The sequence below is a fragment of the Spirosoma foliorum genome (assembly GCF_014117325.1).
Lineage (GTDB): Bacteria > Bacteroidota > Bacteroidia > Cytophagales > Spirosomataceae > Spirosoma > Spirosoma foliorum.
This window is the reverse complement of record NZ_CP059732.1, coordinates 3846165-3863457: the sequence shown is the minus strand read 5'-3', so window position 1 is coordinate 3863457 and position 17293 is coordinate 3846165. Positions and strand designations below refer to the sequence as shown.

General features: G+C 48.6%; 27 protein-coding genes. 10 read left to right on the top strand and 17 right to left on the bottom strand.

Translation table 11 applies throughout. From position 1 onward, the window contains the following. The first annotated feature begins 1 nt into the window (after position 1). The 4 genes from H3H32_RS16410 to H3H32_RS16395 are packed head-to-tail and all read left to right on the top strand — an operon-like array spanning position 2 to position 3990. A complete protein-coding gene (locus H3H32_RS16410; protein WP_182463721.1) occupies positions 2 to 1471 on the top strand; it encodes a hypothetical protein in 1470 nt (489 codons plus the stop codon). Continuing rightward, positions 1471 to 1749, top strand: a complete 279-nt coding sequence (locus H3H32_RS16405; protein ID WP_182463720.1) for a hypothetical protein — start codon at positions 1471 to 1473, stop codon at positions 1747 to 1749. Before H3H32_RS16410 ends, H3H32_RS16405 begins: the two co-directional genes overlap by 1 nt. Continuing rightward, positions 1749 to 2054 carry a hypothetical protein gene (locus H3H32_RS16400; protein WP_182463719.1) on the top strand — a complete coding sequence of 102 codons (306 nt, stop codon included), beginning with the start codon at positions 1749 to 1751 and terminating at the stop codon, positions 2052 to 2054. The genes H3H32_RS16405 and H3H32_RS16400 overlap by 1 nt, the downstream gene beginning before the upstream one ends. Positions 2055 to 2070: 16 nt before the next feature. Further along, entirely contained in the window at positions 2071 to 3990 is a 1920-nt protein-coding gene (locus tag H3H32_RS16395; protein WP_182463718.1) for a glycosyl hydrolase family 28-related protein, read from the top strand. 27 nt (positions 3991 to 4017) lie between these two features. Here H3H32_RS16395 and H3H32_RS16390 read toward each other — a convergent pair whose 3' ends face one another. Further along, complete coding sequence (locus tag H3H32_RS16390; RefSeq protein ID WP_182463717.1) at positions 4018 to 4539, bottom strand: hypothetical protein; 522 nt, start codon at positions 4537 to 4539, stop codon at positions 4018 to 4020. 157 nt (positions 4540 to 4696) lie between these two features. On the opposite strand from H3H32_RS16390, the gene H3H32_RS16385 reads away from it, so the two are divergent. After that, positions 4697 to 5149 carry a hypothetical protein gene (locus H3H32_RS16385; RefSeq protein ID WP_182463716.1) on the top strand — a complete coding sequence of 151 codons (453 nt, stop codon included), beginning with the start codon at positions 4697 to 4699 and terminating at the stop codon, positions 5147 to 5149. Here the strand turns inward: H3H32_RS16385 and H3H32_RS16380 are convergent. Beyond that, on the bottom strand, positions 5142 to 5282 hold the full coding sequence (locus H3H32_RS16380; RefSeq protein ID WP_182463715.1) for a hypothetical protein: 141 nt from the start codon (positions 5280 to 5282) through the stop codon (positions 5142 to 5144). The two genes, H3H32_RS16385 and H3H32_RS16380, sit on opposite strands and share 8 nt — an antisense overlap. A gap of 86 nt (positions 5283 to 5368) precedes the next feature. Here H3H32_RS16380 and H3H32_RS16375 point away from each other — a divergent pair, with 86 nt between their 5' ends. The 4 genes from H3H32_RS16375 to H3H32_RS16360 all read left to right on the top strand — a co-directional run bounded on the left by H3H32_RS16375 (position 5369) and on the right by H3H32_RS16360 (position 7426). Next, positions 5369 to 5740: a hypothetical protein gene (locus tag H3H32_RS16375; RefSeq protein WP_182463714.1), complete on the top strand. Its 372-nt coding sequence runs from the start codon at positions 5369 to 5371 to the stop codon at positions 5738 to 5740. Between the two features lies 1 nt (position 5741). Next, on the top strand, positions 5742 to 6365 hold the full coding sequence (locus H3H32_RS16370) for a hypothetical protein (protein ID WP_182463713.1): 624 nt from the start codon (positions 5742 to 5744) through the stop codon (positions 6363 to 6365). A 1-nt stretch (position 6366) separates the two neighbouring features. Next, positions 6367 to 6738, top strand: coding sequence for a hypothetical protein (locus H3H32_RS16365; protein WP_182463712.1), 372 nt, complete (start codon positions 6367 to 6369; stop codon positions 6736 to 6738). Between the two features lie 124 nt (positions 6739 to 6862). Further along, positions 6863 to 7426 (top strand): glycoside hydrolase family 19 protein, encoded by a 564-nt coding sequence (locus H3H32_RS16360; RefSeq protein WP_182463711.1) that lies wholly within the window; start codon positions 6863 to 6865, stop codon positions 7424 to 7426. 391 nt (positions 7427 to 7817) lie between these two features. Here H3H32_RS16360 and H3H32_RS16355 read toward each other — a convergent pair whose 3' ends face one another. From H3H32_RS16355 to H3H32_RS16345, 4 genes are all read right to left on the bottom strand, one after another. Continuing rightward, the gene (locus H3H32_RS16355; protein ID WP_182463710.1) at positions 7818 to 8780 is read right to left on the bottom strand and encodes a hypothetical protein; all 963 of its coding nucleotides are present in this window, start codon (positions 8778 to 8780) and stop codon (positions 7818 to 7820) included. A gap of 115 nt (positions 8781 to 8895) precedes the next feature. Continuing rightward, a complete protein-coding gene (locus H3H32_RS16350; protein ID WP_182463709.1) occupies positions 8896 to 9123 on the bottom strand; it encodes a hypothetical protein in 228 nt (75 codons plus the stop codon). Between the two features lie 248 nt (positions 9124 to 9371). Next, entirely contained in the window at positions 9372 to 9506 is a 135-nt protein-coding gene (locus H3H32_RS37875; protein WP_256432998.1) for a hypothetical protein, read from the bottom strand. A gap of 199 nt (positions 9507 to 9705) precedes the next feature. Then, positions 9706 to 10938 (bottom strand): 3'-5' exonuclease, encoded by a 1233-nt coding sequence (locus H3H32_RS16345; protein ID WP_182463708.1) that lies wholly within the window; start codon positions 10936 to 10938, stop codon positions 9706 to 9708. Positions 10939 to 10944: 6 nt separating this feature from the next. Between H3H32_RS16345 and H3H32_RS16340 the strand changes: the two genes are divergently transcribed. After that, positions 10945 to 11178 carry a hypothetical protein gene (locus tag H3H32_RS16340; protein WP_182463707.1) on the top strand — a complete coding sequence of 78 codons (234 nt, stop codon included), beginning with the start codon at positions 10945 to 10947 and terminating at the stop codon, positions 11176 to 11178. 5 nt (positions 11179 to 11183) lie between these two features. On the opposite strand, the gene H3H32_RS16335 is transcribed toward H3H32_RS16340, so the two are convergent. The 11 genes from H3H32_RS16335 to H3H32_RS16285 form a co-directional block, all read right to left on the bottom strand. Further along, positions 11184 to 11363, bottom strand: coding sequence for a hypothetical protein (locus tag H3H32_RS16335; RefSeq protein WP_182463706.1), 180 nt, complete (start codon positions 11361 to 11363; stop codon positions 11184 to 11186). Further along, positions 11360 to 11983, bottom strand: coding sequence for a DUF3850 domain-containing protein (locus tag H3H32_RS37165; protein WP_220472649.1), 624 nt, complete (start codon positions 11981 to 11983; stop codon positions 11360 to 11362). Before H3H32_RS37165 ends, H3H32_RS16335 begins: the two co-directional genes overlap by 4 nt. Positions 11984 to 11985: 2 nt before the next feature. Further along, on the bottom strand, positions 11986 to 12552 hold the full coding sequence (locus tag H3H32_RS16325) for a hypothetical protein (RefSeq protein WP_182463705.1): 567 nt from the start codon (positions 12550 to 12552) through the stop codon (positions 11986 to 11988). Positions 12553 to 12675: 123 nt separating this feature from the next. Then, the gene (locus H3H32_RS16320; RefSeq protein WP_220472648.1) at positions 12676 to 13041 is read right to left on the bottom strand and encodes a RyR domain-containing protein; all 366 of its coding nucleotides are present in this window, start codon (positions 13039 to 13041) and stop codon (positions 12676 to 12678) included. 25 nt (positions 13042 to 13066) lie between these two features. Further along, positions 13067 to 13297: a hypothetical protein gene (locus H3H32_RS16315; protein WP_182463704.1), complete on the bottom strand. Its 231-nt coding sequence runs from the start codon at positions 13295 to 13297 to the stop codon at positions 13067 to 13069. An 11-nt stretch (positions 13298 to 13308) separates the two neighbouring features. Further along, positions 13309 to 14046 (bottom strand): nucleotidyltransferase family protein, encoded by a 738-nt coding sequence (locus H3H32_RS16310; protein WP_220472647.1) that lies wholly within the window; start codon positions 14044 to 14046, stop codon positions 13309 to 13311. A 99-nt stretch (positions 14047 to 14145) separates the two neighbouring features. Beyond that, positions 14146 to 14811, bottom strand: coding sequence for a DUF4494 family protein (locus tag H3H32_RS16305; RefSeq protein WP_182463702.1), 666 nt, complete (start codon positions 14809 to 14811; stop codon positions 14146 to 14148). Continuing rightward, positions 14801 to 15307, bottom strand: a complete 507-nt coding sequence (locus H3H32_RS16300; protein WP_182463701.1) for a hypothetical protein — start codon at positions 15305 to 15307, stop codon at positions 14801 to 14803. Before H3H32_RS16300 ends, H3H32_RS16305 begins: the two co-directional genes overlap by 11 nt. A 24-nt stretch (positions 15308 to 15331) precedes the next feature. Next, positions 15332 to 16819 (bottom strand): replicative DNA helicase, encoded by a 1488-nt coding sequence (locus H3H32_RS16295; RefSeq protein ID WP_182463700.1) that lies wholly within the window; start codon positions 16817 to 16819, stop codon positions 15332 to 15334. Next, positions 16767 to 16952, bottom strand: a complete 186-nt coding sequence (locus tag H3H32_RS16290) for a hypothetical protein (RefSeq protein ID WP_182463699.1) — start codon at positions 16950 to 16952, stop codon at positions 16767 to 16769. The genes H3H32_RS16295 and H3H32_RS16290 overlap by 53 nt, the downstream gene beginning before the upstream one ends. Continuing rightward, positions 16949 to 17272, bottom strand: coding sequence for a hypothetical protein (locus H3H32_RS16285; RefSeq protein WP_182463698.1), 324 nt, complete (start codon positions 17270 to 17272; stop codon positions 16949 to 16951). The genes H3H32_RS16290 and H3H32_RS16285 overlap by 4 nt, the downstream gene beginning before the upstream one ends. Positions 17273 to 17293 lie beyond the last annotated feature (21 nt).

Sequence of the window (17293 nt, the reverse complement as noted above, 5' to 3'; positions counted from 1 at the left end):
CATGAGCATCACAAAGATTCATATACCGCCTTTACAGTTTGGGTTTGCCTCAACTTACTGGGCAACACGCTCTTTTAGCCTGGCAGGACTGGGTCGGTCGTTTAATTACACCCCCCGCATTGCCCTTCCTCCCCAGACCTTTGTCGATAAAGGCTGCAGCACAGTCAACATCAACGCTGGCTATGCCGGCGGGCCGTCTGGTCACGTCGGTGAATACACGTCCGTCAACCGGGCGAACCGAAGCGTTTTTCTTGGGCCTGAATACATTCAGGACTCAATGGGCATGAAACACTTTTCCGATTTTACGCTGGACGACTGTCGGACAGCCGCCAATTACGCGTGGAATCGGGCGAATGGGTACGGAGTCATCACCAGCGGGGCGCAGGAGGGGCGGTTTGATAATGATTACTGGGCGCAACTGACGGCCTATAGTCTGGATGCCTACAAGAATTTATCACGGGCCTGGGGTGAGTTAATGGTGGCCAATCCGGGGATGATGTACGTCGGCTGTTATGACGGCATTGTCTATCTGGACATGAGCGATACGCAGGCTAATTTTCGCAATGCCCTCTCCAGCAATGCGAATGCGCTGGCCTACATGATTGCCCATAATTACGGGCCGAACCCCTATTTTCAACAGGGTCTCTATGCGTATCACCCCCCACTGCTAAACCTATACTTCCGTTCCTCAACGGATTTAAACCAAAAGTACGCCGAGGTTCGACTGGCCATTCAGCTGGCCAAAATGGCGCTGGCGGCCGTTGGCAAATCGTGGCCAGTAACGGTTTTTGTGTTCCCTGGCAAAACGGAGTTTGTCTCCCATGTTGGAGAGGGCTATTCTGAACTCATGAAGCGCGACACGCCGGGCGGAGGCACGATGGAAGAGTACGGCTTCCCTGGCTATTCACACGCCTTTCAGTGGGACCAAACCTTTACGGCCCTGGCCAATGCCGAAATATACTACGGCTGGGAAGATACGCTCATCTGGGGAACAGATCCGTCAATCGTTCCACCGGACATCATTCGCGGGGATGGTATTGCCATTCGTAAACACTACGGCGGTACGGTGACTGTGCAGGCAGTAGGACCGACTCCTTATCAGGATGGCGTGACCTATCCGTTTTCTCCGAACTACGAGGGGCATAGTGATTTGGCTCCGATTGCCGCTGAAATGTACGCGTACGTTGCCCGGTACGGTGGGCAGAACGCGCAGCTAGTCCGGCATCGCAAAGCGGGAACGTCGACCTGGTGTTCGAACGATTATGGCTACCTGGCCGACCGCTATTTTGCCAAAGAGCCGGTTGTCGATTGTGCCAGAACGGGAAACCTGGGCTGGGTTAAAGTCTCGGATTACTGTTCCGAAATGACCGACCCGTACGATTTGGAAATCGATGTTGGGTCGGGTCAAACGGTTACGGTCCCGGTCGATTCGCACGGGGTTAATCTATTCACCTTCAATCTGGCAAGCTAATGGCAACCTACAGACGATTTCACAAACCTGCTTTTGACGAGAACGGGACTCCAAACCTGTCAATGGTCAATATGTCTCGTGTTTTGTCAGGCAACAGTACACGCCCTCAGATCGTCGAGGCTGTGCAGTGGCATACGGGAGAGGATACGTTAGGGCTGTCGGAACGCTGGCTGGAACAGCTGGAGGATGGGGATTACATCGTGATCGATGCCCCAGAATTCCCCTATGTGTGGAAGAAAGAGGATTTCGAGGCTAACACTGAATTCATCGCTGACTAATGGCAATCTATTCCTTCTCTGGTCTTCGTAATCTGATCACCGCCAAGCTGTCCCCTTCCGGTGGTGATAAGATCGTGGCCAGTGAACTACGCGATACGCTTAAGGCAATTGTCGATTCGACAGAAGCCTATTCGGGAGCAGCACAGGCAATTCTGGAATCAACAACCTCCCATGCGGCTACAGTGGCCACGGCAACGGGGCCGGCGGCCAAACTGATCATTGAAACTGTGAGCGGGGTGATGACCCTGTACATCTATTCGCCAACAGCAAGCCCCACTTTACAACGTTTTTTAACATTCAGTTAACCCCAAAAATTAAGCTATGGCAGACCTGGTTGATACAATTAAAGGAATTCTAGGCTATTCAGGCAATCCGTTTTTTGCTGACGCTGATCGACTAAATGTCGATAAAAAGCCTACTACCGTCGTAGACATTACGAGTCTAGGCGCTATGGTCAGGGGTAATATTACGAGTGCTATTGTTGGTGGAGATAACTTTTTCTATGCCTCCAATGGATACACAGTTGATAATGGTACTGTGTTTGCCGCTAATGGTGGTGGCTACTGGGTTCGAAAACTAGGTAGTTTTTTAACACCTGAAATGTTTGGCGGAGGAATTGGAGTAGCTGATAATAGAGTCTCACTTCAGGCTGCGATTGATTCGGCTAACGCCCTTGGCATCAAGGAGGTTCGATTGCAGGCAGGTACCTATACGTGCTCGGCAGCGGCCTATTCGACAGTAATAGCCTGCGTCGCAATGCGAAGCAATATTAAGTTAATTGGGGCACCAGGTGGCACCACCATTAAAGTTGCCAATGGTAGCTTCACGCTTATGGCATCGACCAAAAACAGAATCATAATCAACGATGGCTACAATCGCAATACAGGATTCGACCATGACATTTCGATTGAAAATATCACCTTCGATGCCAATCCCGCCAATCAAACAGCAGATGCGATTTTCGGGGTCGTCTTCACGAGAGTGATTAATGCGAAACTCAAAAACGTAAGCGCATTGAACTGCCCTGGTACGGGCACCATGACCTCTGGCTCCCTTGTTGAGAGTTTTGCAATACTATTTTCTGTATGTAAAAATGTGGATGTCGATAATTGCTACGGCTCATCGACGGGCATTCCAAGTGCATCGGGTATGGGCGATGCGTATACAACAGATATTACCTACCGAAATTGTGTAACAGAAGGTTTCCGTGCGCAGGGTTATGCCTCCTACCTCTCCGCGAACGTGCGGTACAACAATTGCAATGCCTATAATATCCAGAGTATAGGCTTCAACCAGGAACAGTGTTTTGATGCCTATTATACGAATTGCCAGGCAGGGGGAAACACGGTAAAATTACTAGGTGATGGTTTTGAGACTGGGGCTGCTCCGTTCACTCTCGACCAGAACCGGGCAGGTACGCCAGGTGCGCTACAAAGCGAGAGTTACGGCTTTCGCATGTACAATACCAGAGGGGGGAATCGCATCCAGCTTGTAGGGTGTTCTGCAACAGGGTGGTCAACCGGAACGGGCTACAACGCAGGCTTACTCATTCAGGGTGTTCCCGGTCAGGCAACTGTTACTGCTGTTTCCTCAAACACAGTTACAGTCAGCACTGCCCTCTTCGAAAAACACATGGAGTCGAGAAAGGTGTTCTTTTTTGGACTGGTTCTTCGTATTAAGCAGTTCATTTCGCCTACCCAAGTTATTCTTAATAACGCGCCCTCTGGGTCGGCTGTTGGCCAGACAATAACTGTTTTAGGGGCTGAGGTAAGCGTAATCGGTGGAACCTTCGTAGGCAACGATGTAAATATCCGCTTCAGTGAAACGGCAAACGGGCTAATTCGCTATGCCTGTCGAACGACTAGGATTGATGGTAATGTGAACTATTCGTACAACGCGAGAACCGCCACGCCATATAGCCTGATCGGCCCCTGTGGCCCTAACGTGCAGTATACGCAGGCTAGTGGGATGCCCGTCGACGCGTTTTTGAGTAGCATTACTCTGGCTAATCAGCCCGCCGTCCCGGCTTCGGGAAGTCTGATGTTTAATGATTTCCCCTTTGATATAATTATCTACCTATCAGGTGGTACGAACGTAGTGGCGAGTGTAAGCGGAGCGGATGCCTATTATAATGCCCAATATGGAAGCGTATCGTCAGGCCAGATAAAAGTACCAGCAGGAGGACGTATTAAGCTAACCTATGACACTCAGCCGGCCTGGCAAGCGTGGGCAGGCATTTAATTAACAGCAAGGATGAAAAACAGGGTCCTATTGTATGGGCTGCTTGTTGGCCTCCAGGTGAACGTGTTTGCTAATAGGCATAGTATAGCGAATGGTTTCACCTGTTGGAGCATTCAACACAACAGAATTAGTGTTCGCATACCTATCCAATTGGATGCGCCCATTAGTTATTGTTCCCCCACCAGACTGCTTACCAAAATACCAGGTGTTTTCATACTTCGTGCTCTCCTGTACAGGCTCTACGCTACAGTTTGTGCCAGCACTGGTAACCTGGTAAGCAAGCGTGTAACTCGACGTTTTTTCTCTGAAATAATAGGTATCCTCCTCTTCGCCAGCATAAACCGTCAGCGTGCCCGATACAGGCGCAGAGGAAACATTACCGTTTATGGTGTAGGAAGTCGTTCCCGTGATTTTGTACTCGCCAGCCACGGTAACCGCATTAGGGTCTTTCTGAATGGTAAGCACATTCTCGCAGCTCATTAGAAGTGCAGACAGGGAAATGGAGAGGGCAAGGATGCCAAAGCGGATGAAGTTAAATGAGGCTTTCATATTTCTGGGTTGTTACGGTATATGTAGAAACATCAATTAAAGCGTATCGAATGGCTACTTAGGTAATTATCTGGATACCCTTCTGAATATTCTACTACTCTATAGATGCAGATACGTTTAAAAAGTCACGAACGGTTACAAAATATTTTAGGCTAACATGACACTCGCAGCCATCAAACTCTTTTTCAGCAAAGCCTGGTATTTTCTTGGAAACACAGCCCTTCGCTGGCTCGTCAATGGATTTCGCTGGATCAGCAATAATCCATTTGTATTGGTCATGGTCCTGATCGCTTGTCTGATCCTGGCGCTGTACAGTAACAAGCAAAAGGAAACTAAGCTCAGGCAGGCCAAACAGGATCTGCACGTTGCCGGCACCCTCGTTTCCCGCCTTCGGGAGGATTCAACCGCATTGAAGACTACCATTAACACGGCTACGGCCACAATCAAAATCAACTATGAACAACAAGCTCAGGTACTGGCCAAAGACAGTGTTCACGCTGCTAGTCTTTCTGATGCTGACCTCGATGCTGAAACCGACAGCATTTTGTCAGCCAACCGACAGTTTATCAACCAGAGAGCGCAAAGAAGAAATCAATCGGCAGCTAACTGATTACGGGCGATTGTTGGTCGAGAATCCGAAACTGATAACGAAAAGTGCCTTTTGTGATGCGCTGGTTGATGATGTGCGACATGCGCTGTATGAACCGGTTGGCTGGTTTCCGCTCTGGAGGTTGAAGCGCCAACGAGCCAAAGTAGAAAAAGTGCTCAGGCGCATCGAAGGAAAGCCCTAGTCAATAGTCATAGTACCCACTCAACCCAACCGTGAAAAATGAACAAAGAATCTTGGGACGCATTTTGGGAGGCCATGCCGCCAGAAATGAAACTGTTGTTGGGTGTGGTGGCTGGAGCAACCGTCCATTTCTTGCGAAACCGGGCGGTACCGATTCGGGAAGGGCTGGCCAGTGCCCTGATCGCCATCATCGCCGGCTACATCATCACGTTTGGGGTATGCTACGTCAGGCACTGGGACATGGGCGAATGGTGGTTTGCGGGTAGCGGCCTGGCGTTTATGGCCAATTTCTTTTTAGGTGGCATGGAGACCGTGGGAAAGCAGTTTCAAACAACGCCCATCAAGGTGATCATTGAAACATTACTAGACGCATACGACACGATTAAAGCACGACTTAAACCGAAAGAATAACATGATACAGGAAGAGATTCTGTTCCGACTATTACAGGGTTCAACCGCAACCGGTTTCGTTGCCCTTCTCATTACCTGCATGAGTATGCATGAGGTCAAATGGTGGTTACCTATCCCCATTTACCTCTTATCGTTTATGTGCCTAGTGACATTTCTGACCACGTTTTTCATGCGACGATTCACGTTTGAAGTGGCCGTAGTGACCATGTTCGTGCTGGCCATAACGGCCGTTACGACTGCCCTGCATGGCTATATCCGACCATTACCAACGAGTAAACGCGAAGCTCTGAACCGTCGGCTGCTGTGGTTTATCCTGCCGATTCTGGGACTACTCTTCACGGTTTGGTGCGTCGGGTCAGTCTACGAGGGTGGGGTTAGTTTCCTGCTTCGCTTCGAGCAGAAACTAAACTATGCGATCCGGAATCAGGACGAGATGAAAAGCCAGCTGGAGTCGCAAAAAGCGGAAATCGTTGACCTGAAGCGAAATTATGCCAAACAGGATGCGACCTCGGCGGCCTACCGGCAGAAGCTAGATAAAAATCTGGATGAGGTCAATTCGCGCCTGACGGATCAGAGTTTGCGGCTTCATCGAATTACGACCAATCAGCAGAAAGAGCGAAACTAACATGAAAGCGATCCAAACCAAACCCATGCTGTATGCTCACTTTCTAAACCTGATGCAGGAAAAGGCGAGGGAGATGGGCTATAACCTGGTGCTGCATGGGAGTATGAACCGGGACTGTGATCTGATCGCTATTCCCTGGGTTAATAATCCGAAACCTCACCTGGAGCTAATCCAGCAGTTTGATTATATCCTGACAGGCCGAGGGGAGGCCGCGTACAAGGAGCCAACTTATTATATGTATAGCGTTTTGCCCGGTGGCAGACATTCGTACGTCATTAACATTTACCGGGGTGGGTATCATCCGGATAAAGAAGGCTACACCCCCGATCCACAATTTTACCTGGACATTTCTGTAACACCATTAATCAACTAACCCATACGAACATGGAAACACTTGCACAGCAAATCGAAAAAGCCCGAAACTGGCAGGAAAAGATGACACTCATTTCCGCACAAGGTGATGTAGCCCTTGGACGGGATAAACAACCACAAAGCGAATGAAACCACTAACCGTTGATATTCTTGTTACCTGCGGTGCCGATCGAAAGTCGGCCGCTAAATACGTAGATTGGCTGAATGTATTAATCGTGCAATATCAGATCAATACATTCCTCAGACTCGCTCACTTTCTGGCTCAGATGCTACACGAAAGCGACCGAATGAAAGCGACCGAAGAGTATGCATCCGGAGCCGCTTACGAAGGACGAAAGGATCTGGGTAATACCGTGAAAGGCTACGGGATCAAGTTCAAAGGTCGGGGAGGTTTTCAAACCACAGGTTATAAAAACTACCTGGCCTTTTCGCGCAGACACAATATTGATTGTGTCGATAATCCGGAACTACTGGAAGAGCCGCAGTGGTGGGTAACCTCCGCCTGTGACTACTGGAAGGATCGAAGTTTGTCGATCTATGCTGACAGGGATCAGGTATGGCAGATATCCTGCATTGTCAATATTGGTCATATCCCCAAACCCACGGAGAAGCGCCAGTTTCCGAATGGCTGGGTTGAGCGTCAGGCATTTTTAGCCAAATGTAAAATTGCACTGGCTGTACTGTTTTGATTGAGTAGTTTTTGATTAAAAAAGAGGAAGGTTCGAAAATGCCCGGTCGATTGAACCGGGCATTTTTTATTCTTACTGCACAGGCTACCAAATCGCCAAATAATCAACTTATGCTATTCTGTTTAAAAAATTGAAGTCATGTTTTTATTTTCGGCATACAAATAAACCTTCCTTATATATGCTCTCTATAAAAGAAAACAAGTTCTCCATTTACCGGTATATGGTGTTCCTAGGCAGCCAGTATCTAAATCAGTTTCAAACTATGGATGAGGCAAACCAGTACATTAATGGCATTTCTGTAAAAGCCTGAATGTTTTTAAGTCAGTAATTAGTATGAGTTTAAGCCCGAATTCAATTATTAAAAATGCCTTGTTCAACAGACGAGGCATTTTTAATAAATCGATGTGTCCAAAGGCACATCGATCGTATTGTTAGCATTATTTTCTAACAATTGCTTAGTTCGAATTGCTTTTTCAATCAAAACACGTTCTTTTCCAAGTACTACAGTTCTTCCAAGGATAAGGTAATCGTCGTTCATAGCATTCCTCAAATTCATTTTTGCAATAATTTGATTCTTTTCTTTATTTTGGGTCCGAGCATCAATATATTCAACAGAGATTACAACATAAGCCTTTGAAAAGTACATTTTAGCTGCAGCAACATTGCTAAAATCAAAAGTATATGTAGTAATTTGTTGTGTATCTAAAGGTTCTGGATAATTTTTCCCTCCCCTAGTCTTGAATTGAATTTTACCATCATTAATCAAAAACCAGTTAATCCTTAGTTGAATATTTTTTGCTTGCCGCTGGCCATAGTTTTGTATTCCTATCTGTATCCGTGAAGCACTAGGGTCTGGCAATGTTACAAGATAGATCTCTGGGTTAATTCTAAGTATAGGCTTTGTAGCCGCCAATTCCTCCTTAGTCTGTTCTTGTATCGATATTGTTTGCCTAGTAAGTAAACTCAGTGAATGATTTTGACTAACTAGTAGTTCTCGATTTTGATTAGCGAGCATCTTACTTTGGGCCGCAAGAGTTTTTAAAAAGCTTATGGATGAATCTTGTTTAATTAGCAAATCGCTCATCCCCTTAATGTCCGCCTGTTGAAAAAACGTAAGTAGGGCCAAGGCTCCAGAAAAGAAAGCTAAGACTATACTTGCAATCATATTTACTTTCTGAAACCCATTTGAAGGAGCATTTTCCTTCCATTTTTGACTCCATGTCTGAGTTGATTGCAAAGGAGAAGCCGCATGGGTATTCGTTGCCGTTGATTGTGTAGCAACTGGTGAACAGACTGGATTTGGCGGAGTTGGAGCTTGATTTGCGCTTTGTGATCTAGATCTTTTTCTTGCCATTGTTTAGTAGCGACTACTGCTTAAACAAATGTACACCAAGCTCTTAGAAGTAATGTGGCTTTTGTAATAACGGGCGCAATAAATGACTGACGGACTTAAACCCTTATAACTTCTTTCACACAGAGGCCTTCATCGTCCCCGGATCAATCGTCACTTCCCGGTCAAAGTCGGCCATTGCTTCGTCCGCAGAAACATACACTGGCCAGCCCGTTCGATTATTGTACTGCTCGATCGATTCCCGTTTTGCATACTGAGGTTTAATTTCTGAATAAACGAGCCCTTCATTTCTGAGTACATATAAATGTCCGGACTTACCGACAAAAGCAATTGTATGTTTTGACATGCACGAATTTAATAAATGTAATTAGTGGAAACTTTGTAAAAGTGGCTCTAGGCTTAAGGTTTGGGGTTGTTATAAAAAAGATTGACAAGGATTTTGGCCTGCTCAAACACCGTGCCAAAATGGTTAGTTTTTTGTTTTTATACATATAAATTTTTTTGTATAAAATTAGTTCTGACCTTTGGTTCATGGGTACGCCAAAAAGAAGGCGTAACCAGTGGTTAGTCTGGTTACGCCGGGTTGCTGAGGTACTAGGAGTACTTATCAGCTTGGAAGTAGCCACCCAAGGAGGAATAGATTTGGCGATCAGAATCCTTGAGTTGCTCAACTACTAACAATCGCTCGGTGCCGTTGGTACCGAGCTTTTTGTTTTTACTAGTAGGCATTACTAAGTAGTGTCTACTGAGTAACAATTACAATGCAAATATTGCATAATCAATTTTAAGATTCATAGTTTTATTAATCTTATAATAGTTATCTAATAGTATAATCAACGAGAGATAGACCAACTATCGCTATTTCAGCACCATAAATCATCGTCTTCAGAACAACCTGATTTATGATTCTCCTGCGTTCTTTAATAGATTAAAACGGCAACCCATCCTCCTCTTGATTAGCTTCCTCCTTAATTGCTTGCTCAACTTTAAGACGAACAGGAGCACTTGGGGCTGGAGCACCAGCGGGTACAGGATACAACAGATAATCATCGTATTTGCTCCGTTTCAAAAAAGCCGGTCGGTAATTCGGCAAATCCTTCTTTCTGACCTTATACTCTCTCTGCAGCTTCGTGATTGATACGAATCCCTCTGGCCAGCCGTCGGCGATCGGCACCCAGTCGACTCCTTCCGTAAGTTGATTAGGATCATATAGCGGCTCCAGGCTCCCGCGCGAATTGACGTACATCGCCACGGGCTTTGGGTAATCAGTCTGCTGGGCAGGCTCCAAATAAATAGGCTGCCAACTACGAAGCATGTACCAGGTACGGTCGGTTCGGGTTTTCCATGTCTCAGGAAATTGACCTGACCGAACTTTTGGCAACCGGCACCATTTATACCAGGTATTCCACTCCTCCAATGGATAGCCCGTCGCCACCCGGCAAAACACAGCTGCTGACTCTTTGGCTTGATGGCCATAATACTGCTCTCGTCGAATACCCAAAAAGGGGTAATTGCGTTCCTCCCAGGCTTTATTGACAACGTTCAGGCGCGCCGTTTCTTTTTGCTCCAGCTCCTCGATAAACCATCTGACCTGACGCTGATCTGCTTCATCCTGCCAGCGCTTGTCGCGCAGAAGCTTAACTTCCTCCATTCGGCCCGGAACGGTCAGGTATTGCCAGACAGCCCGGCAGGCCAACGCATCCCATAGCGCCCGGTGTGGGTTGGAGCCTTCAAAACGAAACTCTGCTTCATCGGCCGCCACTGTGAGTTTTTTAAACTTATAATTACCCCAGTACTCGGAATAGTCGTCATAATGAACAGCGTACTTATCCTGACAGCAATGAACTTCTGTTTTGGATAGATCGACGCCGGCTTCGCTGAGATAATACCGATCGAAGGCAACGTTGTAAATGATCAGCGTATGGCCAGCTAAAATACTGGAGAGTTGAGGAGCCAAATCAGCAAGCGTTGGCAGATCATCTCGTAAAACATCAGCTGGAGCAATACCATGAATGCGCTGGGCTCCGGGCCATTCTGTGTTCTGTAACGGCCGACAAAGTGTATTGATAACGGTATTTCCATCATCATCAACGAGAGCGATTTCAATCACTTCATCAGTAACTTCAAGGCCTGTAGTTTCGGTGTCGAGATAGTAGTTCATAAACAAATGAATGTCAGCCAGGACGTAATCTTTTTACGTTTTCTGCAATTAATCCCCCTCATACTTGATGTAGAGATCGCATATCTTCGGCGCAAACATTCGGGGGATTGGTTGATTGGCTGGCAGATGAGCAGCGAAATAATCGCGATGCCTGGCGCAGTCATTTCGAACTGGACATTCCCGAAAGTTATCATCCGGATTGCCCGAGTCGCCAGTACACCGGGTAATATCAGCAGCTAGTTTTGTCATAGCTTTCTTAACAGTCGACCGATAACGTTCGCCGTCCGGCCCGAATCGAAGACAACGAGCATGTTGCCGTTTTTCCCCCGAATACATTTGCCGTTTTCCTGCAGGACGGCCGTGCATGACTGATCTTTCAGGGTCGGGTCAGTCATGCGATCGCCGAGGTATTGGTATCGTTTCATCCACAAAACGTTGTTATCGGAAATCCATCTTCGTGCTCGGGACCTTCCTCGTACAGGAATTTATTGAAGTCCAAGTTTATGCTCCAGACTATGCTCATTACGCAGTAGCCAGGCTCAATACCAAACTGACCACCAGGTAACACGTAGGCTACGTCTACCAGCACACTATCGCCCGAATAGCCAGATTCCTCACTCCATTCCTCCAGTAGCAATTCGTCGCCTACCTGGTAGTTACGGTCATTCAGTCGGCACTCAAAACCTTTATAGCCCGCCTTGACTTCCTGGAAGAATTCAGGTAGACACTTCAGTTTATGGCGAGGTTTAGGTGTTGGTTCCGGCATCTCAAGCGTTTCGTCCGGATCGCCAATGGTGCGGAAGGCCAAACCACCCGCTTCAATATGCTGGCGCATCGACATATTTTCGTAACGTTCCGGATGAGCCGGCCTATACCATTCGTGGGTTGGCGTTAGCGTTTGATCAACTCGATACATGCCGGATTGGGCCATAGCACCACAGGTTGGGCAGCCTTTCATAAAAGGCGTTACCCCTTCATCCAAATCATGTGTAACCATCACGTGGCCAGCCGGGCAGGTATAGGTATTGATTTTGTTTTCTGACATGACTAAACCCGTTTAGCGTGTAACTGATGATACAATTCGGCCTTCTCGTCAGGTAGCCGGACCTGGGAGGCCTGCCAGATCTCGTTCTGATTCGTCTTACGCAGACTAACCCAGCTATTATCCGCATGCCAGTAAAACAGCCACGGCTCACCATCCCACAACCGAATCCAATAGGGCCGATTGCCGCCATCCAGAAAGACAAACCCTTTTTCATCTAACAGTTCAGGTACTTTAGGCTTATGGGCTATGCCACCTTCAGGAACGGGCATCTGATTATAGAGCTCCTGCAGTGATCGCATTAACGAACTGATGCTGTCCCGATCGGAAAAGGCCAGCACTACGGTTGGTTTGACCGGCGTGTCATCGGTATTCGTGCCTTTAGCATAGGCGGGGTCTTTCACCACAGCCCAGTCCTCTTTAGGCTTTGGTGAATGCTGAATAAGCCAGAGTTGATTTTCGTAATCTTTATCCAGGTCACGACAGCCATTGATCAGGATGTCGCCGGTACCGAAATCGACTTGTTGTACTACTTGATTTTCACCTCGTGGGTGATTGAGTAAAATAGGCATTGGTTTACTGTTTAAAGGTTGAGAGAAAAAGCCGATCGTCGATCCCACTTCGAGACGCCTGGTATCTCTCGACGATCGGCAGGCCTGGCACTGGAGGACCGCGCAGGTGTAAGTCGGTCATGGCTATTTCAAAGCATCGACGATTGATTGAAATAGCTTATCCTTCTTTTGTTGAAAGAGGGGCAATTCCTCAAATGGCACTAAACAGGGGTGTGTTTTTGCCACAGCATCTTTCGTCTCACCATACACCCACCCGTCGGCAACCTTATCGGCCGACCAGGCATCATGCTGGGCTGATTGAGGTGCCTGGGGATTGGCTAGGCGAAACTCGACGCCCTTTATGGCTGAGTCCCGTTGCCATTGTTCGGCCTCATCCCAATGTTTTTGTGAATAATCGCCATCGAGCTGACACCAAACGCGGTTGGCCTCGTGGCAGGCTTTGGCAATAACAAGCTTTGCCAGTGAATCGTAACCTGGTAATCCTTCCATATATAATTGATTAAATTGTTGCTCGTTAATTGACATTATCTAAATCGGTGATTTTCTCGTAGGCCTTCTCAGCCACAATCAACTCGTACAGCTGGGCCGCTTTGGTAAAGCCTTTGGTTTGGCCCCTGGCATTGCAGTCGATGAACTTGCCGCGCTTCATGCTGACTTCTTTAGAAACGGGTTTACCGTTTTGCATCACGACAAATGTGATTTTGATGATATCGTCTGGGCTGACGCCCGGCGCATAGTCTGACATATGGTTTGGGGTTAAATCCTGTTTTTGGGAGCAATCCATTTCTCACCCAGCCAGTCGAAAAATTCCTTCTCTGACTGCCAGGCTGGGGGTAAGGTCGGGTTGGGCCGGACTACCTTCCAGCCCGACTTGGTTTCTTCGCAATCGTTTATTAGCCTTAGGCCGTCATGCGTGCCACACCAACCTTTTTTCTTCCAGCTGCCGGCAATGTGTTTGGCCGAATACTCGGCTGAGCCGGTGCGGATCGCAAACTGTCGGTAGTAATCCGTACCGACGGGCATGAACAGATCCAGCTTGATGCCCGACGGCAGATCGATCTGCATGTGCCGGCCGTCGGGCTTTCCCTTGATGGGCGTACCGAGCATGCCGACCATTCGACGAAAAGCGGGGATGATCTGCGCTGGTTGGGATTTGCCGCCAAACAAGCTGAAATCAGTTTCCTGAAAGAGCTTGGGTTGACAGACGATTTCGATATCCTTCACCTGGGGCTTTAGCCGGCGAATCGAACCGGCAATGTGAATTTTATCGCAGAGATCCTCCAGCAAAACCACCAAGTCCTCCGCAATCCGCTGCGCCTTCGATAGATCCATTTTAGGAGCTTCGGCGGTAGCTCCTGCAGCCGTGGCCACCGGTTCAGGTTTGGTTTTTTCTGGAGCAGGTTCGTCGACTACTTTTCGGCTCAAAATGGTCTTTATCGCATTCGATGCGCTCAGCCCGTTCGACCTCACCCATACCCGGTACGGCCTTGCCATCACGCAGGGTATCGTAATACAGCTGCAGCTGGCCGATGCTGTAGAATTCCTGGTGGTAATCGACCAGGCTTTGGCCAGGCCTTCGGTGCGGATATCCCATCAGTTCAACCGGCTATAGCTGACATTCGACCCCCGGTTTTTGCCCTTGTTGCGGTAGCTTCGGTTGCCTTTACCGGTGCGTTTTTTGCCTGACTTGCTGAGCTTGTTGCCGAACATATCGCGTGGCGCATCGTCGTCGTTTTCCTCGCCTTCGCCACTTTCCCCCTCTTGGTCGGTCACGTCGTTGGCATCAGGCATACGTTTGCCTTCCGCGTAATAGCGATCCATCCGATTCCACCAGTCACCCATCCACAAATCAGAGGCAGAGCTCCAGACGGCCAGAATATCAGATTCTTTGATATCCAGTAGCCGCCAGTCGGCGCTGGTCGTCCCCATGTAGGCTTTTATGCGCTCGATCGCCTGTTCAGGCCCAACGGCCGGGAGCAGATAGGTATAGGTCGTTTTTTTGTTATCCTCCCATTCACCAATTTTCAGTTCGAAGAAAAAATCATCTTCCTGCATGCCGAAAAAGATCACCTTCGTAAAGCGGACTTTAGCGGCACTGTCAACCATTTCAATGCCGGTGGTGATGCGTTTGCTGAGGTTTTTGGCGCATTGTTCTTCGACGTCACCGAGCGAAATCGATTCGTGCAGATAGTGTTCGGTAAACGTTTTACGCTCCCGGTTCACCATGCCCTCATAGATCACTTTTGATTTACGCCACATGGGAAGTAGGGGTTAGCGGTTGATGAGCCGTAATCTCTTCCGGAGTCGCAAAGCGAAAGGTTTGCCCTTTGACGTTACCCCGTTTGTATTTGCCCCGTTTGAGCGTGCCGTTCAGGTGGGTGATCATATCCGGCAAATGCGCACCGATCGCGCTGGCGGCCGCTGAGGCACTGGGGAAATACTCGCCTGTAGCAGTGTTGACAACAGCTTTAGCGTTATGGCCACCCATCTGTTTTTTCTCAGCCTTCGCAATTGGGATGAGCTTACGTTTTGGGGATTTCTCGGCTTTAGGGCTTTCCGCTTTGGCGGCCGGTTTAGTCGTTTCCGTTCGCCAGAGCGGTTCGACCGTGGCGGTACCGACGGCCGCTGGCTGCATGGGGATATCGCCGTTTAGCGCGCGAAATGCCTTGCCGTACTTTTTCTTCAGGTAAGGTAGTTTACTAGGCGAAAACGTGACTGTAGCGGGACTGATCCCGTCGTAAAGGATTCCGTACATGGTATGAAGATTTAGAGGTGATACTTAGAAGGGTATGTCGTCGTTGGGGTCGCGCTGACCGCGAACGGGAAAGCTATTGGACAGAGTTTGCATGGGCCGCTCATCGGCAACTCGGTTAATGGCCACGTCGGCCCAGACCACAGCCGTTCCGATACTGCCATCCCGGCTTTTGACAAGGCCGAGCTCGAGTTGCTGATCGTAGATGGGTTCTACGTAATTGTTGTCCGACGATTCGGCCGCGTCACGGGCCGCTTTTTCTTTGTAATAATCATCCCGGTAGAGCATGATGATCACCGTGGCGTCCTGCTTAAACTGGCCAGTGCTGCGCAGATCAGACATGCCCGCACGCTTACTGCCATGCCTGCCTTCCACGGCCCGGTTCAACTGGGCTAGTTCGATAATGGGAATTTGAAGGCGTCGCTGGAGCGTCTGCAGCTTGTTGGAAACGCTGGTTAAGACGGCGTATTCGTCGGCCGTTTTGATAGTCCGGTCGGTCATTTTTTGTACGTAATCGATAATGACCAGACCGATCTTGTGCTTTTTCTTCCAGTGCAGCAGCTTATACGACAGATCATTTATATCCTTATTGGGTTCATCATAAAAGTGAATGGGCAGCTTTTCGATGCGGCCCATGGCGTTATGAACCTGCACCACTTCAGCCTCGCTTAAATCACCTATTTTGATGCGTCCGTAAGGAATGCCCGTCTCGTGGGCAATGATGCGATTCATCAACGACCAGGATGGCATTTCGAGCGATAAAAACCCAACAGGCACGCCTTCTTTGGCAGCTGCAATTGCGTGAAAAACACCCATCACACTCTTACCCATACCCGGCCGGCCGGCGATCATAATCACATCTGAATTTTGCCAGCCGCCCAGACTCCGGTTCAGTTTACCAAGGCCCGTTTGTACCCCCGTCAGGGTGCCAGGCTTTGAAAGGGCAGCTTCAATATTGTCCAGCGACTGACGAAGTATATCGGACATAGTTGGTTCCGTGCCGATCGACAGACCCGCCGAAACGGCCTCCGCAGCAGAGGTGATTTTGTCGACGAGTTGACTAACGGTTTCCCCTGATCGGACACTGGAGAGAATTTGACTGGCTGATTCGACAGCTGTACGTTTGACCCACAAACTGCGCAGGTAAACGGCCGTGTCGATAAATTCAGTACTTCTTCCCTCTGCGGGTAGATTCTGCAGGCTGATGCCCAATTCGATAAGCCGATCGTAGTGCCCCTTGGCTCTTAGCTCCTGTACGACAGTGCCTAGTTTGATGGTTCTTCCTTCGTCGTAGAGTGTGGTTAAGATGGAAAACAAAATCTGGTAACCTTCCTGGGTTAGCACCTCACCTGAGCCAAGGAGCTCCAGGGCGTCAGCCATCAGGTCGGGATTATCGAGCAGTGTGGCGATTAGTGCCCGCTCAGCGGCAACGTCAGTGGGTAACGAAAAATCAAAATCGGGCTTATTTGTAGCCACGTTTGGCTTGTAGCCGTTCGAGCTCTTGTTCGTACTCATAAATCAATATTTCTTCGTCAAGCTCTTCGGGGGTCAATACAAATTCGGTTAGGTCGGGCGTAGCTTTCAGGCGCTTATAGGTGCGTTGCCTGGTAGCCCGGTCAATCTTGGGCGCAGTCAGGTTGTGGCTCATGTGAGTTCCCGGAATGGCTTATTGGTGGTCGTGACGTGCGTGCTCGTTGTGGGGTAAGCCGGGCGGGTGTTAGTGGCGGGAGCGCTGCTGTCGGCTTCGCGCCGGGCCTGCTGATCCTGGGCGTCTACTTTCATCGAGGCCCATTTCACGCAGTTAGCGAAATCGGAGGTTTTTAAAGTGCCCCCCTGTTCGGTTTTGTAGACCGATACCAACAGTAGCATCCGCCTGACTTTTTCGGGGCCGAAGGTTAAGAGCAAGTTTGTCTCTTCGTCTTCCGAAAGAACAATGTTTTTGGGTTTAGGAAACGTGGTTGAAACCATCCCGACCGTCTGACCAAACCC

Coding starts and splice junctions, on each gene's coding strand:
- H3H32_RS16410 (WP_182463721.1), top strand. CDS start 2: ATGAGCATCACAAAGATTCATATACCGCCTTTACAGTTTGGGTTTGCC.
- H3H32_RS16405 (WP_182463720.1), top strand. CDS start 1,471: ATGGCAACCTACAGACGATTTCACAAACCTGCTTTTGACGAGAACGGG.
- H3H32_RS16400 (WP_182463719.1), top strand. CDS start 1,749: ATGGCAATCTATTCCTTCTCTGGTCTTCGTAATCTGATCACCGCCAAG.
- H3H32_RS16395 (WP_182463718.1), top strand. CDS start 2,071: ATGGCAGACCTGGTTGATACAATTAAAGGAATTCTAGGCTATTCAGGC.
- H3H32_RS16390 (WP_182463717.1), bottom strand. CDS start 4,539: ATGAAAGCCTCATTTAACTTCATCCGCTTTGGCATCCTTGCCCTCTCC.
- H3H32_RS16385 (WP_182463716.1), top strand. CDS start 4,697: ATGACACTCGCAGCCATCAAACTCTTTTTCAGCAAAGCCTGGTATTTT.
- H3H32_RS16375 (WP_182463714.1), top strand. CDS start 5,369: ATGAACAAAGAATCTTGGGACGCATTTTGGGAGGCCATGCCGCCAGAA.
- H3H32_RS16370 (WP_182463713.1), top strand. CDS start 5,742: ATGATACAGGAAGAGATTCTGTTCCGACTATTACAGGGTTCAACCGCA.
- H3H32_RS16365 (WP_182463712.1), top strand. CDS start 6,367: ATGAAAGCGATCCAAACCAAACCCATGCTGTATGCTCACTTTCTAAAC.
- H3H32_RS16360 (WP_182463711.1), top strand. CDS start 6,863: ATGAAACCACTAACCGTTGATATTCTTGTTACCTGCGGTGCCGATCGA.
- H3H32_RS16355 (WP_182463710.1), bottom strand. CDS start 8,780: ATGGCAAGAAAAAGATCTAGATCACAAAGCGCAAATCAAGCTCCAACT.
- H3H32_RS16350 (WP_182463709.1), bottom strand. CDS start 9,123: ATGTCAAAACATACAATTGCTTTTGTCGGTAAGTCCGGACATTTATAT.
- H3H32_RS37875 (WP_256432998.1), bottom strand. CDS start 9,506: ATGCCTACTAGTAAAAACAAAAAGCTCGGTACCAACGGCACCGAGCGA.
- H3H32_RS16345 (WP_182463708.1), bottom strand. CDS start 10,938: ATGAACTACTATCTCGACACCGAAACTACAGGCCTTGAAGTTACTGAT.
- H3H32_RS16340 (WP_182463707.1), top strand. CDS start 10,945: ATGAATGTCAGCCAGGACGTAATCTTTTTACGTTTTCTGCAATTAATC.
- H3H32_RS16335 (WP_182463706.1), bottom strand. CDS start 11,363: ATGAAACGATACCAATACCTCGGCGATCGCATGACTGACCCGACCCTG.
- H3H32_RS37165 (WP_220472649.1), bottom strand. CDS start 11,983: ATGTCAGAAAACAAAATCAATACCTATACCTGCCCGGCTGGCCACGTG.
- H3H32_RS16325 (WP_182463705.1), bottom strand. CDS start 12,552: ATGCCTATTTTACTCAATCACCCACGAGGTGAAAATCAAGTAGTACAA.
- H3H32_RS16320 (WP_220472648.1), bottom strand. CDS start 13,041: ATGGAAGGATTACCAGGTTACGATTCACTGGCAAAGCTTGTTATTGCC.
- H3H32_RS16315 (WP_182463704.1), bottom strand. CDS start 13,297: ATGTCAGACTATGCGCCGGGCGTCAGCCCAGACGATATCATCAAAATC.
- H3H32_RS16310 (WP_220472647.1), bottom strand. CDS start 14,046: ATGGCAAGGCCGTACCGGGTATGGGTGAGGTCGAACGGGCTGAGCGCA.
- H3H32_RS16305 (WP_182463702.1), bottom strand. CDS start 14,811: ATGTGGCGTAAATCAAAAGTGATCTATGAGGGCATGGTGAACCGGGAG.
- H3H32_RS16300 (WP_182463701.1), bottom strand. CDS start 15,307: ATGTACGGAATCCTTTACGACGGGATCAGTCCCGCTACAGTCACGTTT.
- H3H32_RS16295 (WP_182463700.1), bottom strand. CDS start 16,819: ATGAGTACGAACAAGAGCTCGAACGGCTACAAGCCAAACGTGGCTACA.
- H3H32_RS16290 (WP_182463699.1), bottom strand. CDS start 16,952: ATGAGCCACAACCTGACTGCGCCCAAGATTGACCGGGCTACCAGGCAA.
- H3H32_RS16285 (WP_182463698.1), bottom strand. CDS start 17,272: ATGGTTTCAACCACGTTTCCTAAACCCAAAAACATTGTTCTTTCGGAA.